Annotated in this window: 18 protein-coding genes; 10 read left to right on the forward strand and 8 right to left on the reverse strand. The window is 66.4% G+C overall.

Going from position 1 to position 19,703, the window contains the following annotated elements; genetic code table 11:
* Positions 1-19 precede the first annotated feature (19 nt).
* Positions 20-856, reverse strand: coding sequence for a lysostaphin resistance A-like protein (locus tag Hhyl2_RS06890; protein ID WP_483549998.1), 837 nt, complete (start codon positions 854-856; stop codon positions 20-22).
* Between the two features lie 167 nt (positions 857-1,023).
* On the opposite strand from Hhyl2_RS06890, the gene Hhyl2_RS06895 reads away from it, so the two are divergent.
* Positions 1,024-1,419, forward strand: a complete 396-nt coding sequence (locus Hhyl2_RS06895; RefSeq protein ID WP_483549999.1) for a thioredoxin family protein — start codon at positions 1,024-1,026, stop codon at positions 1,417-1,419.
* A 24-nt stretch (positions 1,420-1,443) separates the two neighbouring features.
* Here the strand turns inward: Hhyl2_RS06895 and Hhyl2_RS06900 are convergent, their stop codons facing one another.
* Positions 1,444-3,576, reverse strand: coding sequence for a thioredoxin domain-containing protein (locus Hhyl2_RS06900; RefSeq protein WP_483550000.1), 2,133 nt, complete (start codon positions 3,574-3,576; stop codon positions 1,444-1,446).
* A gap of 88 nt (positions 3,577-3,664) precedes the next feature.
* Here Hhyl2_RS06900 and Hhyl2_RS06905 point away from each other — a divergent pair, with 88 nt between their 5' ends.
* The 4 genes from Hhyl2_RS06905 to Hhyl2_RS06920 all read left to right on the forward strand — a co-directional run bounded on the left by Hhyl2_RS06905 (position 3,665) and on the right by Hhyl2_RS06920 (position 8,063).
* Complete coding sequence (locus tag Hhyl2_RS06905) at positions 3,665-4,498, forward strand: hypothetical protein (protein ID WP_483550001.1); 834 nt, start codon at positions 3,665-3,667, stop codon at positions 4,496-4,498.
* Positions 4,499-4,552: 54 nt separating this feature from the next.
* The gene (gene purD, locus Hhyl2_RS06910) at positions 4,553-5,848 is read left to right on the forward strand and encodes a phosphoribosylamine--glycine ligase (protein WP_483550002.1); all 1,296 of its coding nucleotides are present in this window, start codon (positions 4,553-4,555) and stop codon (positions 5,846-5,848) included.
* 114 nt (positions 5,849-5,962) lie between these two features.
* Positions 5,963-7,459, forward strand: a complete 1,497-nt coding sequence (locus Hhyl2_RS06915; RefSeq protein WP_483550003.1) for a TrkH family potassium uptake protein — start codon at positions 5,963-5,965, stop codon at positions 7,457-7,459.
* Between the two features lie 37 nt (positions 7,460-7,496).
* Positions 7,497-8,063, forward strand: coding sequence for an acyltransferase (locus Hhyl2_RS06920; RefSeq protein WP_483550004.1), 567 nt, complete (start codon positions 7,497-7,499; stop codon positions 8,061-8,063).
* Here Hhyl2_RS06920 and Hhyl2_RS06925 read toward each other — a convergent pair.
* The 4 genes from Hhyl2_RS06925 to cobT form a co-directional block, all read right to left on the reverse strand.
* Positions 8,060-8,854 (reverse strand): mechanosensitive ion channel domain-containing protein, encoded by a 795-nt coding sequence (locus tag Hhyl2_RS06925; protein ID WP_483550005.1) that lies wholly within the window; start codon positions 8,852-8,854, stop codon positions 8,060-8,062. The genes Hhyl2_RS06920 and Hhyl2_RS06925 overlap by 4 nt on opposite strands.
* Before the next feature lie 2 nt (positions 8,855-8,856).
* Positions 8,857-9,669 (reverse strand): diadenylate cyclase DacZ, encoded by an 813-nt coding sequence (dacZ, locus tag Hhyl2_RS06930; protein WP_483550006.1) that lies wholly within the window; start codon positions 9,667-9,669, stop codon positions 8,857-8,859.
* A gap of 78 nt (positions 9,670-9,747) precedes the next feature.
* Entirely contained in the window at positions 9,748-11,070 is a 1,323-nt protein-coding gene (locus tag Hhyl2_RS06935; protein WP_483550007.1) for a cobyrinic acid a,c-diamide synthase, read from the reverse strand.
* The gene (gene cobT, locus Hhyl2_RS06940; protein ID WP_483550008.1) at positions 11,067-12,065 is read right to left on the reverse strand and encodes a nicotinate mononucleotide-dependent phosphoribosyltransferase CobT; all 999 of its coding nucleotides are present in this window, start codon (positions 12,063-12,065) and stop codon (positions 11,067-11,069) included. Before cobT ends, Hhyl2_RS06935 begins: the two co-directional genes overlap by 4 nt.
* A 200-nt stretch (positions 12,066-12,265) precedes the next feature.
* Between cobT and Hhyl2_RS06945 the strand changes: the two genes are divergently transcribed.
* The 3 genes from Hhyl2_RS06945 to Hhyl2_RS06955 all read left to right on the forward strand — a co-directional run bounded on the left by Hhyl2_RS06945 (position 12,266) and on the right by Hhyl2_RS06955 (position 13,765).
* Positions 12,266-12,490 carry a DUF7385 family protein gene (locus Hhyl2_RS06945; protein WP_483550010.1) on the forward strand — a complete coding sequence of 75 codons (225 nt, stop codon included), beginning with the start codon at positions 12,266-12,268 and terminating at the stop codon, positions 12,488-12,490.
* Between the two features lie 79 nt (positions 12,491-12,569).
* Complete coding sequence (locus Hhyl2_RS06950; protein ID WP_483550011.1) at positions 12,570-13,214, forward strand: ribonuclease H family protein; 645 nt, start codon at positions 12,570-12,572, stop codon at positions 13,212-13,214.
* Positions 13,215-13,510: 296 nt separating this feature from the next.
* Positions 13,511-13,765, forward strand: a complete 255-nt coding sequence (locus tag Hhyl2_RS06955) for a DUF8015 family protein (protein ID WP_483550012.1) — start codon at positions 13,511-13,513, stop codon at positions 13,763-13,765.
* A gap of 63 nt (positions 13,766-13,828) precedes the next feature.
* On the opposite strand, the gene Hhyl2_RS06960 is transcribed toward Hhyl2_RS06955, so the two are convergent.
* Positions 13,829-16,081, reverse strand: coding sequence for an NADP-dependent malic enzyme (locus Hhyl2_RS06960; protein WP_483550013.1), 2,253 nt, complete (start codon positions 16,079-16,081; stop codon positions 13,829-13,831).
* Between the two features lie 105 nt (positions 16,082-16,186).
* Complete coding sequence (locus tag Hhyl2_RS06965; RefSeq protein WP_483550560.1) at positions 16,187-18,121, reverse strand: methyl-accepting chemotaxis protein; 1,935 nt, start codon at positions 18,119-18,121, stop codon at positions 16,187-16,189.
* Positions 18,122-18,232: 111 nt separating this feature from the next.
* Between Hhyl2_RS06965 and Hhyl2_RS06970 the strand changes: the two genes are divergently transcribed.
* The gene (locus tag Hhyl2_RS06970) at positions 18,233-18,751 is read left to right on the forward strand and encodes a COX15/CtaA family protein (protein WP_483550561.1); all 519 of its coding nucleotides are present in this window, start codon (positions 18,233-18,235) and stop codon (positions 18,749-18,751) included.
* Positions 18,752-18,910: 159 nt separating this feature from the next.
* Positions 18,911-19,699, forward strand: coding sequence for a basic amino acid ABC transporter substrate-binding protein (locus Hhyl2_RS06975; RefSeq protein WP_483550014.1), 789 nt, complete (start codon positions 18,911-18,913; stop codon positions 19,697-19,699).
* Positions 19,700-19,703 lie beyond the last annotated feature (4 nt).

A 19,703-nucleotide genomic window follows, 5' to 3' on the forward strand; every position in this document is an offset into this window, starting at 1 on the left:
ACAGAGGACGCTCTGTCCATCACTCAGGTCGGGCGATGCGCCCAAGTTGTCCTAGCCGTCGCGGTCCCGAAAACACGATCACGACGATGGTCGCGGCGACGAGGAGGCCGACCATCGCGAGGCTCGCGGGATCGGACTCCAGGATAGGGAACATTCCCTGCGCCCAGTTCCAGGCGGTGTGCATGAGGAGCGCGGGGAGGAGGCTCCGGTTCGTGCTGTTGTACACCCACGTCATGAGCACGGAGAGCAAGGTGATCGAGACGGCAAACCCGAGAAACGGATTCTGGTAGTAGATGGTTTCGCTCGGGATGTAGAACAGGGGGAGATGCCAGACGGCCCAGACGAGTCCGACCGCGACACCACCGCCGAGTGGGGTAAGCCGCTCCTGGAGCGGATCGAGGAGGTAACCACGCCACCCGAACTCCTCTTGGATCGGCCCGCCCAGTACGAGGATCCAGACGAACGCGACGAGGAGGATAATCGGTTGGCCCGCCCAGGGAAACGTCGGTGTCGTGCCGGTGGCGACAGCGACCGCGAGCGCCCCGCCGACTATCGCCGCCGGGAGGAGCAGGGCCACGAGAATCCACCGCATGGGGTAGTCGACCTGGATCGCCCTGGCAGCGAGCCGCCACACTCCACCGAATCCGTTCGCGTATGCGACGAGGAGGAACGCAGCGACGGTCGGACCGAACGCGCCGAGGTTCGGCAGGACCGGAACGCCCGTCACCACACCCATATCGAGAAGTATCTTCGATCCCCAGAACCCCCACGACCACGCGAACGTCACCCCCAGGAACGTGACGATACCGGCGATGCCAACGTCTCTGTCGTCCGGTTTCGAGATCGTGTGAGTCATATTACGAGGTTGCTACAGCCCGAGATAGCTTATACATTGTCGCGTACTGACGGGTTGGTGTACACGCAGCGTATTTCGACACTCGGCCGATGTCACAACCGTCGGCAGACCAACAGTCACCCCGCGGAGCCGGGAAGTTCAAGCCACTGGGTCCGTTATCCGGTGCCATGAGCGATACGGAACGCCTGGACACGATGGAACCGAACCCGGTGTGGGTCGAGGACGCCTACAGCGATTCGGTCGACGTGCTGAAACGCCACCGCGCGGATCTCATCTTCAAGATCTGGGGCGGTGACTGGTGTAAGGACTGTCGGGCACAGCTACCGGACTTCGGGGCCGCACTGGAGGCTGCAGGCATCCCCGAGTCACAGATCTACCACCACCCTGTCGAGAAGGAGGACGACGGCTCCAAGACCGGCGAGGCCGTCGAGGCCTACGGCATCAAGTACATCCCGACCGTCGTCGTCGAGTACGACGGCGAAGAGATCGCCCGCTTCGTCGAGGAAGAACCGGTCCCTATCCTGGTCTATCTGGCCGAGGAGATCTCCGCCGCACTGGAGTAGGCGATCCTTTTCGGCCGGAGTGTCTCACTCCTGCCCCCACTCTAGCGCCGCCGTCAGGTCGTGCTGTGGCGGTGAGCAGGCGAAGTTCCGACAGGCGTAGACCGTCGGCTCGCCGTCATCGCGGTCCCGACCGGCCCAGATCGGCGGTGCCGCAGATAGTTCGAGGGTTTCGAGCCACGCGTCGAAAGCGTCCCCATCGGCCGGCCGCCAGGCCACCAGCCGCCGCGGGACGTACGTCGACGCGAGCGCGTCGGTCCAGTCGGCCGGCGGTGCGGTCGGGTCACAGACGAGTGTCAGTTCCAGCGAGCCCTGTTCGTACGTATCCGTCGCCAGCGTGAGCGAGGCGTGCTGGAGCGGGTTCGCCGAGGTCCGGTTGGCGTGCGTGCGGACGACCGCCTCGGCGACCGTCTCGAACCGGTCGTCGTCACGGAAGTGATCCAGCGCGAGCAGGAGGTCGACGGCGACGCCGGTACTGGAGGGCGTCGAGTGGTCGGTCAGTTCCTGCGGGCGGGCGACGAGCGCCTCGCCGCCGGTGGGCGTGAAGTACAGCGTCTCCTCGTCGGCGTCCCAGAAAGCCTCGGTGATGGCCTCGGCCAGGTCCATCGCGAACGCGAGGTGGTCGACCTCGCCGGTGGCCTCGAACAGTGCCAGCGCCCCGCGGCCGAGGAACGCGTAGTCCTCCAGGTAGCCGTCGATAGCGACGTCGCCGTCCTTGTACCGTCGCGAGAGCCGCCCCGTCTGGGCGTCCCAGAGGTGTTCGCGGACGAACGAGAGCGCGTCGGCGGCCGGCTCGGCGTAGTCCTCGTCGAGGACGATCGCACCCTCGGCGAGCGACCGGATCATCAGCCCGTTCCAGCCGGCGAGGATCTTCTCGTCGCGGGCCGGTCGCGGTCGGTCCTGGCGGGCCGCGAAGGTTTCGTCGAGTGCCGTCTCCAGTCGCTCGGTGACGGCGTCCTCGGTCATCTCGTACTCCTCCGCGAGCACCGACAGCGGCTTGCGAACGCCCAGCACGGTCGCCCCCTCGAAGTTGCCGCGGTCTGTGACGCCGTAGTACTCACAGAACAGCTCCGCCGTCGTCTCGTCGGCGACGGCCGCGTGGACCTGCTCGGGCGTCCAGACGTAGAACGCGCCCTCCTCGGTGTCGCCCTCGGGGTCGCTCGGCGGCCGGCTCACCGCGTCGAGCGTGCTGAAGAACCCGCCGTCGTCGTGGGTCAGTTCCCGCTGGACGAACGCGAACGTCTCCCGGACGACGCTGGCGTACCGCTCGGACCCGATGGCCTGATAGCCCGCCAGGAAGGCACGGGGAATCTCGGCGTTGTCGTAGAGCATCTTCTCGAAGTGTGGGACCGCCCACTGCTGGTCGGTCGAGTAGCGGTGGAACCCGCCGCCGACGTGGTCGTAGAGCCCTCGGTCGGCCATCACGTCCAGCGTCTCCTCGACGACGGCGAGGTAGTCCTCGTCACCCCCGTCGGCGTGCGCCCGCAGGAGCGCGTGGAGTCGCCCGGTCTGGGGGAACTTCGGCCCGCCCGACCCCCAGCCGCCGTCCTGCCGGTCGGCCCCGCGGTGGGCGATGGTCGCCGCGGTCTGGATCAGGTTCTCGGCGGGGTCTTCGGGGCTGTCGGGTGTGGCCTCCAGGTCGCTCTCGATGGCGTCGGTCCACTGCTGGGCGCGGTTCTCCATCTCCGCGCGGTCCTCGGGGTCGGCCCAGGAGTCGGCCAGGTTCGAGAGCAAGTCACCGAAGCCCGGTTGCCCGCGTTTCGGTTCTGGCGGGAAGTACGTCCCCACGTAGAACGGCTTTCCCTCGGGTGTGAGCCAGGCCGACAGCGGCCAGCCACCCCCGCCGGTCACCTGCTGGCAGATGCTCATGTAGACGCTATCGATGTCGGGCCGTTCCTCCCGGTCGACCTTGATCGGGACGAACTGTTCGTTGAGGATGGCCGCGATCTCTTCGTCCTGGAAGCTCTCCTCCTCCATGACGTGACACCAGTGACAGGCGGCGTAGCCGATCGAGAGGAAGATGGGTTTGTCCTGCTCGCGAGCGGCGTCGAGTGCCTGCTCGTCCCAGGGCTGCCAGTTGACCGGGTTGTCGGCGTGCTGTCGGAGATACGGGCTCTGTGCCTCGTCGAGCCGGTTCCGTGACGTGGGCGTGTCGCTCATGGCTCCCCCTCGGAGTGCCGCGGGGAAAAGGGACGCGCCGGAGGGGGGTGGCAGAACGTTTACAGTTCGTGGTCGTGTCGGATCGAGTATGATTGGACGGTTTCTCGCGGTCGGGGGTGGATGTCTGCTGGCCCTCGCACTCGCCTGGCCCGCTCTCGCGATCGGCCTCTTCGGGGCCGCTGCGGTCACTATCGTCGGGGGCATCGCGATGATCGGCTACCGTCGGGCGTTCGGGCTTTCGGAGCCGTCGCCGGCGACAGTGTTCCTCGGCTGGTTCGTCTCTCCCGTCGATGGTACCCTCAAGATGCCGGATCGGCTGAACGCCTGGACCTACCTCGGGCTGTTCGTCGCGGGATACGTCTGGGTGCTGACGGTCCCAGTGTCGCTGTTCGTGGCCAGTCAGGGTTTCCTGCCACAAGCTATCGGGCTGTTGCTCCCGGCGGGGTTCTCGCTCTGGCTGGTCCGCCGCGGTCGGTACTCGACCGAGGAGGGAGCAGCGTACGCGCTCTTCTTCGTCCTGATAGTGCTGGGGCTGGCGCTCACGACAGCGGGGTTCCTCCTGCCCGACCTCGCACGGTCGCACCCGCTCTCCGCCGCGGCAACCGTACCGGGAAGCGCCATAGCGGTCGCACTCCTGGCCGTCCCGGTGGCCGCAGTGGGCCTGCGGAGCCACGACAGAACCACGGCGATGAGCCGGTTGCTCGCCTTCGGCGGCGGGACGCTGGCCGTGGCTGGCCTCGGCACCGACCTCCGCCTCGCCGAGCGGGGGTTCCGTTCCACCGCGCGGTTCTCGACACCGTGGCTGGCCGACTGCCTGTACGTGGGTGGCCTGTTCGTCGCGCTGACGGCGCTGGTCTTCGTGGTGTCTGCGGAACCGCGCCGACCGGAAGCGGACGGCGAGCCGGCAGGGCTGCGGGAGTGACGCCGCCGCCCCGAGAGAGCAATACTTACGTCGGTCCCCGTCGCGGATTCGGACATGACAGAGACAGTGCTGCTCGTGGGTGGCGGGGGCCGCGAACACGCCGTCGCCCGTGCGCTCGGAGAGTCGGACGCCGACCTCTACGCCTGTGCCGGCAACCGGAATCCCGGGATCGCCGAACTCGCCGAGGGCTTCGAGACGCTCGATACGACCAACCCGACGGCCGTGACGACCTACGCACGCGAGGTCGACGCGACGCTGGCCGTCGTCGGCCCGGAGGCCCCGCTGGCCGCTGGCGTCGCCGACGCGCTCGACGACGCCGGCATCTACGCCTTCGGTCCACAGGCCTCCGAGGCCCGCATCGAGACTGACAAGGCATTCCAGCGCCGCTTCATGCGCGAGAACGACATCCCGGGCTGCCCGGACTTCGCGACCTTCGAGGACATGGAGGCCGCCTGCGACTACGTCGACGACTACGACGGCGACCTCGCGGTCAAACCGGCCGGTCTCACCGGCGGGAAGGGCGTCCGCGTCACGGGCGACCAGATCACCAAGGAGGAAGCGAAACAGTACATCCGCGAGTCCGATTACGACCGCATCGTCCTCGAAGAACGGCTCGTCGGCGAGGAGTTCACCGTCCAGGCGTTCGTCGCCAACGGTGAGGTACGGGTCACGCCGGCCGTCCAGGACCACAAACGTGCCTACGAGGGCGACGAGGGACCGAACACCGGCGGGATGGGGAGCTACTCCGACGCCGGCCTGGCCCTGCCGTTCATGGACGAGGACGACTACATGGCCGCCGTCGACGTCATCGAGGCGACCGTCGACGCGCTCGACGGCTACAAGGGCGTCCTCTACGGGCAGTTCATGCTCACCGACGCGGGACCGAAGGTCGTCGAGTTCAACGCACGCTTTGGCGACCCCGAGGCCATGAACACGCTGCCGGTCCTGAACACGCCGTTCCTCGACGTACTGGTCGCGGCACGGGCCGAGGAGTCGCTCCCACAACTGTCCTTCCAGCCCAAGGCGACGGTCTGTAAGTACGCCGTCCCCGACGGCTACCCGACCGAACCGAAGGCGGGTGCCCGAGTGACCATCGACGCGGACAACGCCGGCGACGCGCTGCTGTTCTACGCGAGCGTCGACGAGCGCGAGGACGGAATCTACACCACGACCTCGCGCTCGTACGCGGTCGTGGGCGTCGCCGACACCATCGGCGAGGCCGAAGCGATCGCCGAGGACGCGCTCCAGCGTGCCGGTACCGAGGGGCTCCGGGTCCGTCACGACATCGGGAAAGCCAATCTCGTTCAGCAGCGGATCGACCACATGGCCGAGATCCGCGGCGACCACTGACCTGCTGGACCCTGGGCCTGCGGTGGGTTTCAAGAGCCTCCTCCGAGTAGCGGCCTTCGTGATCGGCCAGCCTCTGTCCACGAGTACCGGTCCCCCGAACGGTGGTGGCCGAACGTGGCGCTGACCAACGTCGACCTGCGGTCCTCGGGGAACGTCCTGGGCTCTATCCTGCAGTATCTGACCATCCCGCTGCTCGTCCCCGTGGTGGTCGCCCTGGCGTACGGTGAATCGCCGACACCGTATCTCGCCGCTATCGCCGTGTCGCTGGGCGTCGGGACGACCCTGGCACAACTCCCGCGGCGACAGATCGACGCCCGGGAGGCGTTCCTCACTGTGTCGCTGGCGTGGCTGTCGATCGCGCTTATCGGCGCGCTTCCCATGGCAATCGAGGGAACCGGCGTCTTCGAGAAGCCCGTCAATGCTGCCTTCGAGGGAATGAGCGGGATCACGACGACAGGAGCGACCGTCATCCGGGACTTCGACGCGCACTCGCGGGCGCTCCTGATGTGGCGGCAGGTGCTCCAGTGGCTGGGTGGACTCGGCGTGCTGTTGCTGGCGACCGCTGTGCTCTCGCGGCTCTCGGTCGCAGGTGCGCAGTTGATGGAGACCGAATCCCGCGCCAAGGACGTCACGAAGCTCACACCGGGCATCGAGGACACCGCGAAGATCCTCGGTCGCCTCTATCTGGCGCTGACCGCAGGCGCGGCGCTCGTCCTGCTCGCACTCGGCTGGCTCGGTTTCGCGCCGAACATGACTGTCTACGACGCCATCGCTCACGCGCTGACGTCCATCGCAACCGCCGGGTTCTCCCCGCGGGCGGAGAGTCTCGGGGCCTTCTCGCCGGCCGTCCAGTGGGCCACGGTCGTCTTCATGGTCGTCGGCGCGACGAACTTCGTCCTGATCTACGCGGTGCTCCGTGGCGACGTGGGCCGCCTCCGAGGGAGCCCGGAGTTCCGGTTCTACGTCGGCATCCTCGTCTCGGTCAGTCTCCTCGTGACGGGACTGCTGGTCGCCAACGAGACCATCGCCGGCGGCGTCGAACCGACCGTCCGACACGCCGTCTTCCAGACTGCCTCGATCGTGACGACGACGGGCTACGCGTCGACGGATTTCAACACCTGGTCCTCGGCCTCCAAGCACGTCCTGTTCAGTTGTATGTTCATCGGCGGGATGGCTGGGAGCACGACGTGCTCGCTGAAGGCGCTGCGCTGGCTCATCGTCACCAAGTCGTTCTGGCGGGACCTCAACGTCGCCGCCCACCCGCGGAGCATCGTCCCGGTCCGCCTGGGCGAGGAGGTCATCGACGAGTCCACCGTCCGGGACGTCTACGCCTACACGCTGGTCGCGTTCGTCTTCTTCCTCGTCGGGACGGTGCTCCTCGTCGCCGACGGCGAGCGGACCGACGTCCCGCTGACCGAGTTCGAGGCGCTCTCGGCGGCGGCCTCGATGTTCTTCAACATCGGCCCGGCGTTCGGACAGGCAGGTCCCTACGGGACCTACGAGGGGTTCGCCCGGTCGAGCAAGGTCCTGATGTTCCTGCTGATGTGGATCGGCCGGATCGAGATCGTCCCCGTGCTGGTGCTGTTGACCCCGACGTTCTGGCGGCGCTAGCGAGGCGTTCAAGGGCGCGCCCCGCCTACGGGGCACCGTGAGCGACGCCACGAGTAGCGACCAGGACCACGGAGACGGCGAGAGCGAGCGAGAGCGTGTCGAGAGCCGTCACGACCGTCTCACGCGGTACCCGACGCCGGGACCACGGAACTCGCTGATGCACTGGCCGAACGCCAAGTCCCCGATCGGGTTGCTCGTCAACGCCGTGCTCGTCTGGATCGTCCGGTACTCGCCGAGCCTGCAGTTCAAGAACTGGCTGTTGCGTCGCCTTGGTGCGACCGTCGGCCAGGGGGTCTCGCTGGGTCTGACCGCGACGCCGGACGTGTTCTTCCCGGAACTGATCACCCTCGAAGACGACGCCATCGTGGGCTACGACGCGACGCTGCTGTGTCACGAGTTCCTGCAGGACGAGTACCGGACCGGCGAGGTCGTCGTCGGAGAGCGAGCGATGGTCGGTGCTGGTGCCATCGTCCTCCCCGGCGTCGAGATCGGAGCAGACGCACAGGTGGCTGCGAACTCGCTCGTCGCAGCGGACGTCCCGCCGGGGACGACGGTCGCCGGTGTACCGGCCACTTCGGTCGGTGGCGAGCAGTCGCCCGACTAGTTCCGCACGCGGACGATTCCGGATTTGAACACCTGTTGGTTGGGGATGATGTACTCCTGGCCGTCGCTCTCGACGTGCGTGACGAACATATCGACCTCCTGGACGATCCCCTCGTGGTCGTCGATGATCACCTCGTCGCCGATGCTGTAGGGTTCAGTCAGCAGGAGATAGATACCGGCCGCACCGGACGAGAGCAGGTCCCGGAACGCCAGCCCACAGAGGAAGACCAGCCCGAACGCGTACGCAGCCAGCAGGATGAGCAGCGCGAGCGTGTCGACACCGAGTTGGCCCAGCGCGATGAGCAGCGCGAGGTAGATGATGCTGTACTTGACCAGTTCCGGCAGCACCGTCGCCTCGGGCATCTTGACGCTCCGGAGTCGCTCGGAGATGACGAGTTTCGCCTTGTCGGCGGCGATGAGCCCGACGATGATAGCGAACGCAGCGATGAACAGGTCCGGGAGGAAGTCGGTAAGGCGTGCCCAGTAGGCCTCGGGACTGACCAACTGGGCGATGTTGAGCGCGATCGTGATGGCGATGACGTAGATGAAGAGTGCGGCGAGGTTCGATATCAACCCGACCGTCGAGGTGCCGAGACTCCGCGCGGTCCGTTCGAACGGCGTCCCCTCGACAGCTTCCTGGACGCCGAGTTCGTCCATGAACCGACGTGAGGTCCGCCAGACCAGGTAGCCGACGATGACACCCAGGACGAGGACGGCGACCGAGACGACGAACGTTCCCTCCGGGGAGAAGAGGCGCCGAATCAGGTCCGGCCAGTTGAATCCAGACTGCATCGTCAGTACTCCTCTGGATCGATCTCCAGAACGAGTTCACCGCCCTTGAACGCCCGGACCATCCCGTCGCTCTCGGAGAGGACGATGGCGGTCGCGTTGGTATCGCGGGTAATAGCGCCGCCGGCCATGTGCCGGGCACCGAGTCCCTTCGGGATGTCGACGCCCTCGGCGGACGGTTCGAGATACCGGTACGCCGAGACGATCTTGCCGGAGTCAGAGATGATAAAGGCGCCGTCCAGCCGCGAGAACTCCTTGAGCATCACGTTGACGATCGGGTCACCTACGTGGACGTGAGATTTCTCGAAGGGGTTGTACGAGAGCGGTCGGGACTTGTTCATCACCTTGCCGGCGTCCCCGACGACGAACAGGGCACCGACGGGCTTGCCCTTCTGGCCCTTCTTGCCCAGTTCGATGGCGACTTCGAGGACGTCACGGACGACACCGGGTTCGGCTCGGGAGTTGGTGAACAGATCGTAGACGCCCGAGGGCGAGAACGTGTCGGTCTGGACTCGGAGGATCGAGTTCGAGGTGCCGCCGAACAGATCGGTGACACAGACGATCTCATCGCCCTCCTCGACGACCTCGCGCTCCAGGGCCCCCTCGATACCGAAGCGGACGCGCCCTTCGAGGTCGATGAACTCGATGGGGAGTTCGACGTACTCTTCGGCGCCGACCGTGTTCTCGGCCGCGACCACAACCACGGGGATCTCGGTCACGTCCGCGAACTGCTCGTAGAACGCCGCCGTCGGCGAAAAGAGGAACACCGCGTCGACATCGGCGACGACGTCGCCCAACAGGTCCTGCAACTCGTTCATTGTACCTATCACGAATCCATATAGGAAAAAAGGTTGCGGGCGTCTGACGGCCCGAGCCGGGTACGAACACCGAGCACCTCAATCGTAGCTCGCTGATAGGAACGCGTCGAACGCCCCGCTCTCGGCGTGGCAGTGGGCGTAGGTCCCGAGCGTCCGGTACTCGGTCAGTCCGTCGCGCTCGCCGTCGACACCCTCGCCGCGGACGACCTCGAACGCCAGCGTGGCGTCGCGAGCCAGCGACGCCTCGGAGTAGTGGAACTCGTGGCCCCGGCGGCACTCGCCCGCACTCGCTGTCACGGTGTCCGACCGGGCGCAGAGTTCAACGTGGTCGAGCGCCTGGTAGCGGTCGCGCATCTCGACGGCGGCTGGGAGGACGCCGGCCATCTCGTAGCGGTCGCCGTCGACGGTCGTGAGCGATTCGGACAGCGCCATGAACCCGCCACACTCGCCGTAGATCGGCGTCCCTGCGGCCGCCTCGTCCGCCAGTTCGTCCAGCGTGACCGATCCAGCGAGGGTCGGCCCGAACCGTTCCGGGTAGCCGCCGGGGAGGTAGACGGCGTCGGCATCGGGTACCGGGTCGCCGGCGACGGGCGAGAACTGTTCGACGGTGCCGGCGGCCCGCAACCGGTCGACGGTCGACGGGTAGACGAAACAGAAGGCGCCGTCCCTGGCGACGGCCACTGTCGAGCCGTCAGGGCTCTCGTCTCCCTCCGAACCGTCCTGGCCACCGTCGGCAGGCCCCACAGCGGGTCGCATCGCCTCGACGAGGCGGTCGACCCGGATTGTCTCGGCCGCCGTCGTCAGCGCGTCCTCGTCGACGGTCTGTTCCTCGCCCATCACCAGGCCGAGATGGCGGTCCGAGATCGACAGGTCCTCCAGGGGTGGAATCCGCCCGAAGTAGGTCAGTTCCTCTGGCAGCGCCTCGCGTATCCCCTCAGCGTGACGCCCGCCGTGGGCCCGCTGGGCGAGGACGCCGACGACGTCGATGTCCGGTGCGACGCGTTCGGCGTACGCTCGGAATCCCAGCGCTGTCGCAGCGACGCTCTCCATGCCCGCGCTCGCGTCGACGACGAGGACGACCGGGAGGTCGAGACAGGCCGCGACCCGCGCCGTCGAACACACGCTGCCGTCGTAGAGCCCCATCATACCCTCGACCACGCAGACGTCGCCCGTTCCGCGCCAGTAGGTCCGGCGGGTCCCCTCGTCGCCAGCGAGCCAGGGGTCGAGACTCCGTGAGGGGGTGCCAGTCACCGCCCGGTGATGGCTCGGGTCGATGAAGTCCGGGCCGGCCTTGGCCGGCTGGGGGTCGTAGCCGGCCGCCTCGAACGCGGTGAGCGTCGCGAGCGTGGCGACGGTCTTGCCGACGCCGGAGTTGGTGCCGGCGAGGACGACTCCCTTCATCGGTCCAGCAGGTCGTCGTAGATGTCGGCGAACGCCGCCCGGACGTCGGCCATCGGGAGGCCCGCACGGTTGGCGAGCGAGAGCGCGCCACCCATGCCCACGCCCTCCTTGGCCTCGCCCGCGACGAACCGCTCCATGCCGACGTGGTTCTGGCCGTCGAAGCCGGGGTCGGTCACTGTCAGGTCCAGATCGAACTGCTCGGCGCCCGCCCGCAGGTCGGCCGTCGGGTCGTCGGCGACGTAGCTCGTCGTCGCCAACGAGAGCGGCCCCTCGTAGCCGCCGTGTCGGACCAGCGCCGCGACGGCCAGTTGCTGGCTCCCGCCCGCCAGCGTCACCGCAGTATCGGTCTCGACGGCGCCAGCAGTCAGGCCAGCGAGCGTCGCCAGCACCGGGTCACCCATCCGTCGGAGTGCCCGTTTCGGCTGGCCGTCGGCGTCGCCACGGTCGAGCGAACTCGCCGCTAGCCCCTCGGAGACGAGGTCGCGTTTGCGCTCGATGGGGTTCTCCGGCAGCGACGAGGAGACCATCACGTCCTCGCCGAGCGCGGTCAGGACGCCCAGGGCCGTCGTCGTCCCACCGGGTATCGTCTCCGCGAGCCAGAGTTCGTCGTTCGGCAGAGCGCGCCCGAACTGTCGAGCGGCCTCGAAGGCACCGTAGGCCGTCGGGACCGTGTCCTGCTCGGTGATGTCCCGGCCGGGTTTCGCACCGACCGACACCGTGGGTGCGGCCGTGGGTTCGACCAGCCCCGCGTCGACGACGGTCACCTCGAACCCGACGAGCGACCGGATCGCTCGCGTGACCAGCGCCGGTGTCGGACAGCCGCTGGGACTGACAGGGACGGTGTCGGTCCTGACTGGCTGACCGTACGTGAGCAACTCCGCGTCCGCCGATGGGGTCGTCGCGACAGCGTCCGGGTCGGCACCGGCAGCGCTGATGCCGTCCCGCGTGGCTGTCTCCGTCGTCCCCGCTGCCAGGACGAACCGGGTGTCGTGCATGGGTGGGACCACGCTCCCAGGCAGTCATTAACGCACCGGAACGGCACAGTGTGTAGTGAAGAGACTCGAAATATGACAGCCAGAAAGGGCCGGCTGGTTCCAGCCGGGGCTTCTAGCTCTCAGAGCTTGTGAGTGCTACAGTGAACTCCATCAAGCACGGTGGCGTGTGATTTATACCCACAGCCGCCGCCACGCAGGGTATGGAGGACTTCGACGAACTCGTCTCCTCGTTGACGCCGCGCGAGGACAACGAGGCGATCAAGTCGTACCAGAACACCACCGCCGTCGCCTGTCCGTCGTGCGAGACGCCGTTCGACGACATGGTGGTCTGTAAACAGGAGTTCACGTCGCTCAACCTCGACTTCGAGATGGACCTCTGTACGACAACCCACGACGGCAACGTGGTGCTTTTCACCCACAAGTAGCCGCAGTCGACCGTTGACACCGCTTGAATCCGGCTGTTCGGAGCCGTATATTTAATACCCCACACCGTCAAGGGGGTGTATGGCCGCTTATGGCCGGCCGACGCTTCGAGACCTGTTCGATGAATCACCGACGCCGCACATCGCCCACCCACCCCGAAGCCATCACCGGGACTTCTATCTCGCCACAGACGGTTCCTACAGACCCCACACTGGCGAGTCCGTCAGCCCCGGTGCCGGACTGGGTATCGTCATCGAGACCTTCGACGGCGAACGTGTCACGCGACTGTCGGTCCCCGACACAGCCCCGGACAACAACGTGGCGGAGTACCGCGCGCTCCACCTCGGACTCGACGTCCTGGCCACACGGGCACCGGCGGACGCCCGTATCGGGTTGCTCATCGACCACGACCAACTGGCGGGGAACGTCAACGCGGAGGTCCTCGCGACACACGGCTCCGTCTACGACCCGCCACACGCCGTCTCCGTGCCGGGCGGGACGGGGCTGCACTGGCGTGGTATCCAGGCTCGACTGAACGGCTTCGACGAGGTCCGGGCGGCCCGGATTTCGGGGGACCGGAATCCGGCCCACCCGCTGGCGAACGCGCCAGACCAGTACGCCCACGTCAACGGTGAACCCGACCGCTGTGTGATGCCCCAGACCGCCACCACCGACGACCAAGTCCCACCGCCATCCCGATCCGAGCGGGGCGGCGCGTCCGACTGAGACTGGACACTGCCGGAAGCGTGGTCGGTTCGCCCCACCCCGAGCGTTCCCTCCCGCGATCGTAGCCAGTTCTTGACACATCGTCGGCCCATCGGGCGGTTCCGCTACTTCCGCTGACGGCCCGATCTGTCGCGAACCGTTTGTTCCACCACGCTAGACAGATATCGTATCATCTTGGAAGCTACGCGTAAGTTATGGCGATAGTATTCCAACTCTCCGAATGAATTCGGAGAACGCCATGCGAGTAAAGATTAAGTCGGATTGTCCACATAGTATCACCTGAGAGGTGAATGAGTGTGAGTACGCGTAGCGGCAGCACTCGTCGACGCGGTGAACAGTCGCCCGAGCAGTCAGGGCTGTCGTCGGTGACCCGGTACGACGTGGTGCTCGCGCTCATCCCTGTCGCGTTCGTGTCGACGATCCTCGTGGCCCACGTGGTCGGTCTCCCCGTCCAGACGGCCCTGACCGTGGCAGCGCTCGCAGGTTCAGTCGGTGTCGCCGACGCCCTGTTCCTGAACCCGCCGACGGGTGGGCGTCGGTCGAACCGCTGACGGCCTGCACGGACCACTCTCTGTAGACACGTTCCTCGAACAGCGACACTGCCGGAACGCGCGCTACTCCGCCTGCGCGTCCACGACCGCGACGCCCGCCAGGTTCACGATGTCCTTGACCTCGTCGCCTCGCTGGAGGACGTGGACCGGTTTGTCCATCCCGACCAGCATCGGGCCGATGGCCTCTGCCCCGCCGAGTCGCTGGAGCAGTTTGTAGCCGATGTTGCCCGCTTCGAGGTTCGGGAAGACGAGCACGTTCGCGGGGCCGTCGAGGTCTGCGAACTCGTAGGTGTCGTCGATGATCTCCTCGACGACCGCGGTGTCGGCCTGCATCTCGCCGTCGACCTGGAAATCGACGTCGTCGTCCTCCTGGAGCCGCTGGACCGCCCGTCGTGGCTTCCGCGTCCCCGGGTTGTCGACGCTCCCGAAGTTCGAGTACGACAGCATCGCGGCGCGTGGCTCGACGTTGAACCGCCGGGCCAGATCGGCAGTGTGTTTGGTCACCTCGGCTAGAACCGCCGCGTCGGGGTCCTGGTTGACGGTCGTGTCCGCACAGAACACCACGCGGTTCTTGAACGTCAGCATGTAGACGCCGGCGGCGTAGTCGGCGTCCTCGGCGGTGCCGATGACCTGTAGCGGCGGTCGCAGCGCCGACGGATAGTGGTGGGTCAACCCCGTCAGCATCGCGTCGGCGTCGTCCATCTCGACCATCACGCTGCCGAGATAGTTGCTGTCACGGACCAGGTCCTCGGCCTCGCGTCGGGTGATCCCCTTGCGCTGGCGGAGTTCGTAGAGACGGTCGGCGTAGGCGTCGACGTCGGCGCTTTCGGGGTCGACGACGACGGGATCGAACTCCAGGCCGAACCGCCGACGGGTGGCCTCGATCTCGTCGGCATCGCCCAGCAGGATCGGTTCGGCGATACCCTGTTCGACCAGTTGGTAGGCCGCCCGAATCATCTTCTCGTCGTGGCCCTCCGCAAGCACCACCCGTTTGGGATCGCTCTTTGCCTTGTTCAACACCACACGCATCATCTCTCTGGACTTGCCCAAACGGGCCTCCAGCCGTTCGACGTAGGCGTTCAGGTCGAGCTCCTTCCGTGCGGCGCCGCTGTCCATCGCGGCCCGCGCGACCGCGGGTGTCACCTGGAACAGGACCCGCGGGTCCAGCGGCTTCGGGATGATGTAGTCGGGGCCGAACTGCAGTGGCTGATCCCCGTAGGCCTTGACGACGGCGTCGGGGACGTCCTGGCGGGCCAACTCCGCCAGCGCTTCGGCGGCGGCGACCTTCATCGCCTCGTTGATCTCGGTCGCACGCACGTCGAGCGCGCCACGGAAGATGAACGGGAAGCCCAGCACGTTGTTGACCTGGTTCGGGTAGTCCGAGCGCCCGGTCGCCATGATGACAGTGTCGTCCCGTGCCTGCTTTGCCGTCTCGTAGTCGATCTCCGGGTCGGGGTTGGCCATCGCGAAGACGATCGGATCGCTGGCCATCGATTGGACCATCGTCTCGTCGACGATGCCACCGATCGAGAGGCCGACGAAGACGTCCGCGCCGGCCATCGCGTCCGCCAGGTCGCCGTCGGGGACGTCACTGGCGAACTCGCGTTTGAACTTGTTGAGTCCCTCGGTCTCGGCCCGCTCGGTCGTGATGATACCCGAGGAGTCACACATCGTGATGTTGCGCTTGTCGGCACCGAGCGAGACGTAGAAGCGCGCGGTCGCGATAGCCGACGCGCCCGCCCCGGAGAAGACGATGTCGAGGTCCGCGAGGTCCTTGTCGGCGATGTCGGCGGCGTTCAACAGCGCAGCACCGGAGATGATCGCGGTGCCGTGCTGGTCGTCGTGGAAGACGGGGATGTCCATCTGGTCGCGGAGACGGCGCTCGATCTCGAAACATTCCGGCGCCTTGATGTCCTCTAAGTTGATCCCGCCGAAGGTCGGTCCCATCGTGCTGATGGTCTGGACCATCGTGTCGACGTCGTGGGTGTCGAGTTCGATGTCGAAGACGTCGATGTCGGCGAACCGCTTGAACAGGACTCCTTTGCCCTCCATGACGGGCTTGGAGGCCTCGGGGCCGATGTCGCCGAGTCCGAGCACGGCAGAACCGTTCGAGACGACACCCACGAGATTGCCCTTCGCCGTGTAGGTGTAGGCTCGTTCCCGGTCGGCGGCGATCTCCTCACAGGGAGCGGCGACGCCTGGCGAGTACGCGAGCGAGAGGTCCCGCTGCGTGTTGGTCGGTTTCGTCGTCGCGATCTCGATCTTCCCTGGTGGGTCCTGACTGTGATAGTCGAGTGCGTCCTCGTCGAGTCCCATGCCGAGAGGTGACTCCGCACCAAGAAAAAGCTCCGTTTTGCGTCAAACAGCGAATGGAACTTCGACGGCAGTCGAACAGATGCGCGAAGAGGGGTCGCCCCTCGCTCAGCGGTGTCGGTCGTCGTCCGCGTCGGAGAGTTCCTCGACGCGTGCGACGAGTTCCTCGACGGCGGCGGTCTGCTGGTCAGTCGCCGCGACGATCTGGTCTGTCGCCGCCTCCGCCTGCTGGGCGTGTTCGCGAGCGTCCTCGATGGTGGCGGTGATATCCTCCATGGCGTCGGCCTGGCCGTCGTTGGCCTCGGCGACCTCCTGGATGCCCGTGGCAGCGGACTCGACAGCGTCGCTGATCTCGTCGAGCGCGGTCAGCGCCTCGACGATCTCGGACTCGGCACGCTGGACCTGGTCGTGGGACGTCTCGACCATCTCGGCGGTTTCGGTCGCCTGTGCCTGGATCGTGTCGATGCTGTCCGCGATCTCCCCGGCGTGGTCGCTGGTTTCGTTCGCCAGCGTCTTGACTTCGTCCGCGACGACGGCGAACCCACTCCCCTTCTCGCCGGCGCGTGCGGCCTCGATGTTCGCGTTCAGGGCCAGCATGTTCGTCTGCTCGGCGACGTCGGCGATGACCTCGACGATCTCGCTGACCTCGTCCATCCGCGATTCCAGGTCGGTGACGCTCTCGACGAGGTCCTCGCTCGTCTCGGTGAGGGTGTCCGTCACGTCCTGAACGGCCTCACTCGCGGCCGCACCGTCTTCGGCGGCCGAGAGTGCCCGGTCTGCTGCGGACGCGACCTCGTTGGACGTGGCCGCGACCTGTTGCATCCCCGCGCTCACGTCGTGGACGTTGTCGGCGGCGTGCGAGAGCGTCTCGGCCTGTTCCGAAACCTCCTGTTCAACTGTGCGGGCGGCCGACGCCGTCTGGTCGATGGCGCTCGCGAGTTCGGCCGTCTGCGCGTCGACCTGTTCTGTCAGCGCTTCGTGGCTGGCGGCCATGGTGTTGAGTGACTCCACCACCTCCAGCAGCGACTCGTCGATGTGTTCCGTCTCGTCGACCGACGCCCGCGCCTGGAGGTCACCGCCTTCCAGGGCCTGCATCGTCGCGCTGAGTTCCTCGACGAGCGACGTGATCTCGGTGTGGCGTTCGGCCTCTGCCGTGCGGTCCTGGACCATCTCGACGACCGCGACCAGTTCCCCGTCGTCGTAGATGGGGGCAGCACTGAAGGAGATGTGGCGCTCCTCGCCGTATTGGTCCTGCATGACGCTCGTGTCCCGGTAGAGAGTGAAATCGGCCTCCGAGACCTTCGGGACGTCGTACTCCTCGTGTGTCCGTTCCGGCGCGTCGAGGACCTTGTCGGCGAGGGTCTTCGCCCGACGTCCATCGGGATAGAACGCCATGCTCGCCATCTCCATGGACTGGGCGTCGGCCTCCTCGACGCCCGTCAGTTCCGCCAGGGAACGGTTCCAGGTGATCACGTCGCCGTCCGTATCGAGCACGAACAACGGGGTCCCGATGTGGTGGAGGACGTCGTGGAAGTCGATCGGAAGCCCCGTGTCGGCCCCCGACCCGGCCGTCTCCGGTGCCGTCGCTTCGAACGCCGCGAGCCCCGTACGGGTCCGTCCAGTGACGGACTCCAGTTCGGTCCTGAGGTCCGCCTCGACGGCGTCGACCGTCGCCCGGGCGTCCTCGTCGAGCGTCTCACGCAAGCGGTCGAACGCTGCCGCGACCAGTGTGTCCCTGGCGACGGCCTGTGTCTCGACGAACGCTGCCGGGCCGACGCCCGCCTCGCAGTACTCGTCGACGAGCGTCTCGACGTCTCCCGCCGAGAGATCCAGCTGTTCGACGACCTGACGTCGGCCTGTCGAAACAGCCCCTGTATCCGCCAGCAGTGGAGTCACACGCTGGGCGTCGGGGTCGTACGACGTCGCGAGCCCGCCCCCTCCCTCACTCCGCTGGATCGGTGTCCCCCCATCGGTTTCGGCGACAGTCGTGTCGTCGGTATCTCCCTCACTGTCCAACAATTCGCGGAGCCGAGAGCGGATCATCTCTGAGAGCACGAATAATTCTGACGAACTGCCATATAAAGTATCAGGCTAGCCTTCGAAGAACCCGGCCCCTTCGCCGTCGGCCACGGACGGGACGAAAGGGCCGAAAATATATACCTACAGCCCAGAGACACGGATATGACCACCCGGTTCAGGCGACTGGTGGCGGCGACGACTGCGCTGACGTTCGGGCTCATACTGCTTGGCGTGTACACTGGCGCCGTCGGAGCTGGCCTGACGTGTGCCGGCCGCTGGCCCTTCTGTGACGGCTGGCTCGGCCTGTTCCCCGCCAACTGGATGAGCTTTATTGAATGGTTCCACCGGTTCGTCGCGATGATCACCGGCTTCTTCATTCTCGGATCGACCGTCGCCGCCTGGCGCGGGGACTACTCCAACCGACTCAAGTACGCGACCGGGGTCGCACTTGCGGTCCTGCCGGTCCAGGTCCTGCTCGGTGCGAACACCATCTTCAACTTCGGTGCAGTCGCACAGGTCCTACACCACGCCGCGGCGCTGACCATCCTGGTCGCGCTGGTAGCAGCGACGGCATGGGCCTACGTCGAACCGTCCATGGACGGTGTCAGTGCCAGTCAGCCCGCCGATTCGGCGGCTTCACACGCGGACGATTGAAGCGTTCGTCGCTGGTGTCGTAGATAATACATACCATATCTGTTCAATAATTGAATAGAAGAAACAGATTTGTTCGAAAATCCGAACAGATGATTCGTTTACCACACCAGTATTAGGCCGTTCGTAACACTAATCCCGGTCTGCGTTGTTGTGCCGTGTATGTCAGACGAAGGCCTCTCACGACGACAGTATCTCACGACCGTCGGCGGGACCGCAGTCGCGCTCAGTGTCGCCGGCTGTAACGGCGGCGGTGGCGGGGGCGGCGACGAACAGACCATCACTGCCGGGACGGCACCAGGCTTCCCGCCCTTCGAGATGAAGGAGGGTGGCGAACTGATCGGGTTCGACGTGGATCTCCTGGAAGCCGTCGTCGAAGAGAGCGACTACTCCTTCGAGGGCTGGGAGGAGTTCGAATTCGACTCGCTCATCCCCGCGCTCAACAACAACAACATCGACGTCATCGCCGCCGCGATGACCATCACCGACGAGCGCGACCAGACCATCGACTTCAGCGACCCCTACTACAGCGCCGACCAGTCGATCATCGTCCGCGCGGACGGCGACTTCTCGCCGGGCAGCCTCGACGACCTGAGCGACCACCCCGTCGGTGCACAGAAGGGAACCACCGGGGAGAGCGTCGTCAACGAGGAACTGGTCGGTTCGCGCATCACCGAGAGCCAGTACAACGCCTACGACAGCTACGTCCTCGCCGTCCAGGATCTGGAGAACGGCAACATCGACGCCGTAGTGCTGGACCAGCCCGTCGCCGAGACCTTCGCCGCGAACCGGCCGGTCTCGGTCGCGTTCGTCTACGAGACCGGGGAACGCTACGGGTTCGGCATCCGCGACGGTGACAGCGGGCGCCAGTCGGCCCTCAACGACGGTCTGTCGACGGTCCGGGAGAACGGCACCTACCAGGAACTGACCCAGCAGTGGTTCGGCGAGTAAGCGG

The sequence above is a fragment of the Haloarcula sp. H-hyl2 genome (assembly GCF_056934385.1).

What these genes read in the sequence shown, in the direction of transcription:
- Hhyl2_RS06890 (WP_483549998.1), bottom strand. Translation starts at nt 856, where the DNA reads ATGACTCACACGATCTCGAAACCGGACGACAGAGACGTTGGCATCGCC.
- Hhyl2_RS06895 (WP_483549999.1), top strand. Translation starts at nt 1,024, where the DNA reads ATGAGCGATACGGAACGCCTGGACACGATGGAACCGAACCCGGTGTGG.
- Hhyl2_RS06900 (WP_483550000.1), bottom strand. Translation starts at nt 3,576, where the DNA reads ATGAGCGACACGCCCACGTCACGGAACCGGCTCGACGAGGCACAGAGC.
- Hhyl2_RS06905 (WP_483550001.1), top strand. Translation starts at nt 3,665, where the DNA reads ATGATTGGACGGTTTCTCGCGGTCGGGGGTGGATGTCTGCTGGCCCTC.
- purD (WP_483550002.1), top strand. Translation starts at nt 4,553, where the DNA reads ATGACAGAGACAGTGCTGCTCGTGGGTGGCGGGGGCCGCGAACACGCC.
- Hhyl2_RS06925 (WP_483550005.1), bottom strand. Translation starts at nt 8,854, where the DNA reads ATGCAGTCTGGATTCAACTGGCCGGACCTGATTCGGCGCCTCTTCTCC.
- dacZ (WP_483550006.1), bottom strand. Translation starts at nt 9,669, where the DNA reads ATGAACGAGTTGCAGGACCTGTTGGGCGACGTCGTCGCCGATGTCGAC.
- Hhyl2_RS06935 (WP_483550007.1), bottom strand. Translation starts at nt 11,070, where the DNA reads ATGAAGGGAGTCGTCCTCGCCGGCACCAACTCCGGCGTCGGCAAGACC.
- cobT (WP_483550008.1), bottom strand. Translation starts at nt 12,065, where the DNA reads ATGCACGACACCCGGTTCGTCCTGGCAGCGGGGACGACGGAGACAGCC.
- Hhyl2_RS06945 (WP_483550010.1), top strand. Translation starts at nt 12,266, where the DNA reads ATGGAGGACTTCGACGAACTCGTCTCCTCGTTGACGCCGCGCGAGGAC.
- Hhyl2_RS06950 (WP_483550011.1), top strand. Translation starts at nt 12,570, where the DNA reads ATGGCCGCTTATGGCCGGCCGACGCTTCGAGACCTGTTCGATGAATCA.
- Hhyl2_RS06960 (WP_483550013.1), bottom strand. Translation starts at nt 16,081, where the DNA reads ATGGGACTCGACGAGGACGCACTCGACTATCACAGTCAGGACCCACCA.
- Hhyl2_RS06965 (WP_483550560.1), bottom strand. Translation starts at nt 18,121, where the DNA reads ATGATCCGCTCTCGGCTCCGCGAATTGTTGGACAGTGAGGGAGATACC.
- Hhyl2_RS06975 (WP_483550014.1), top strand. Translation starts at nt 18,911, where the DNA reads ATGTCAGACGAAGGCCTCTCACGACGACAGTATCTCACGACCGTCGGC.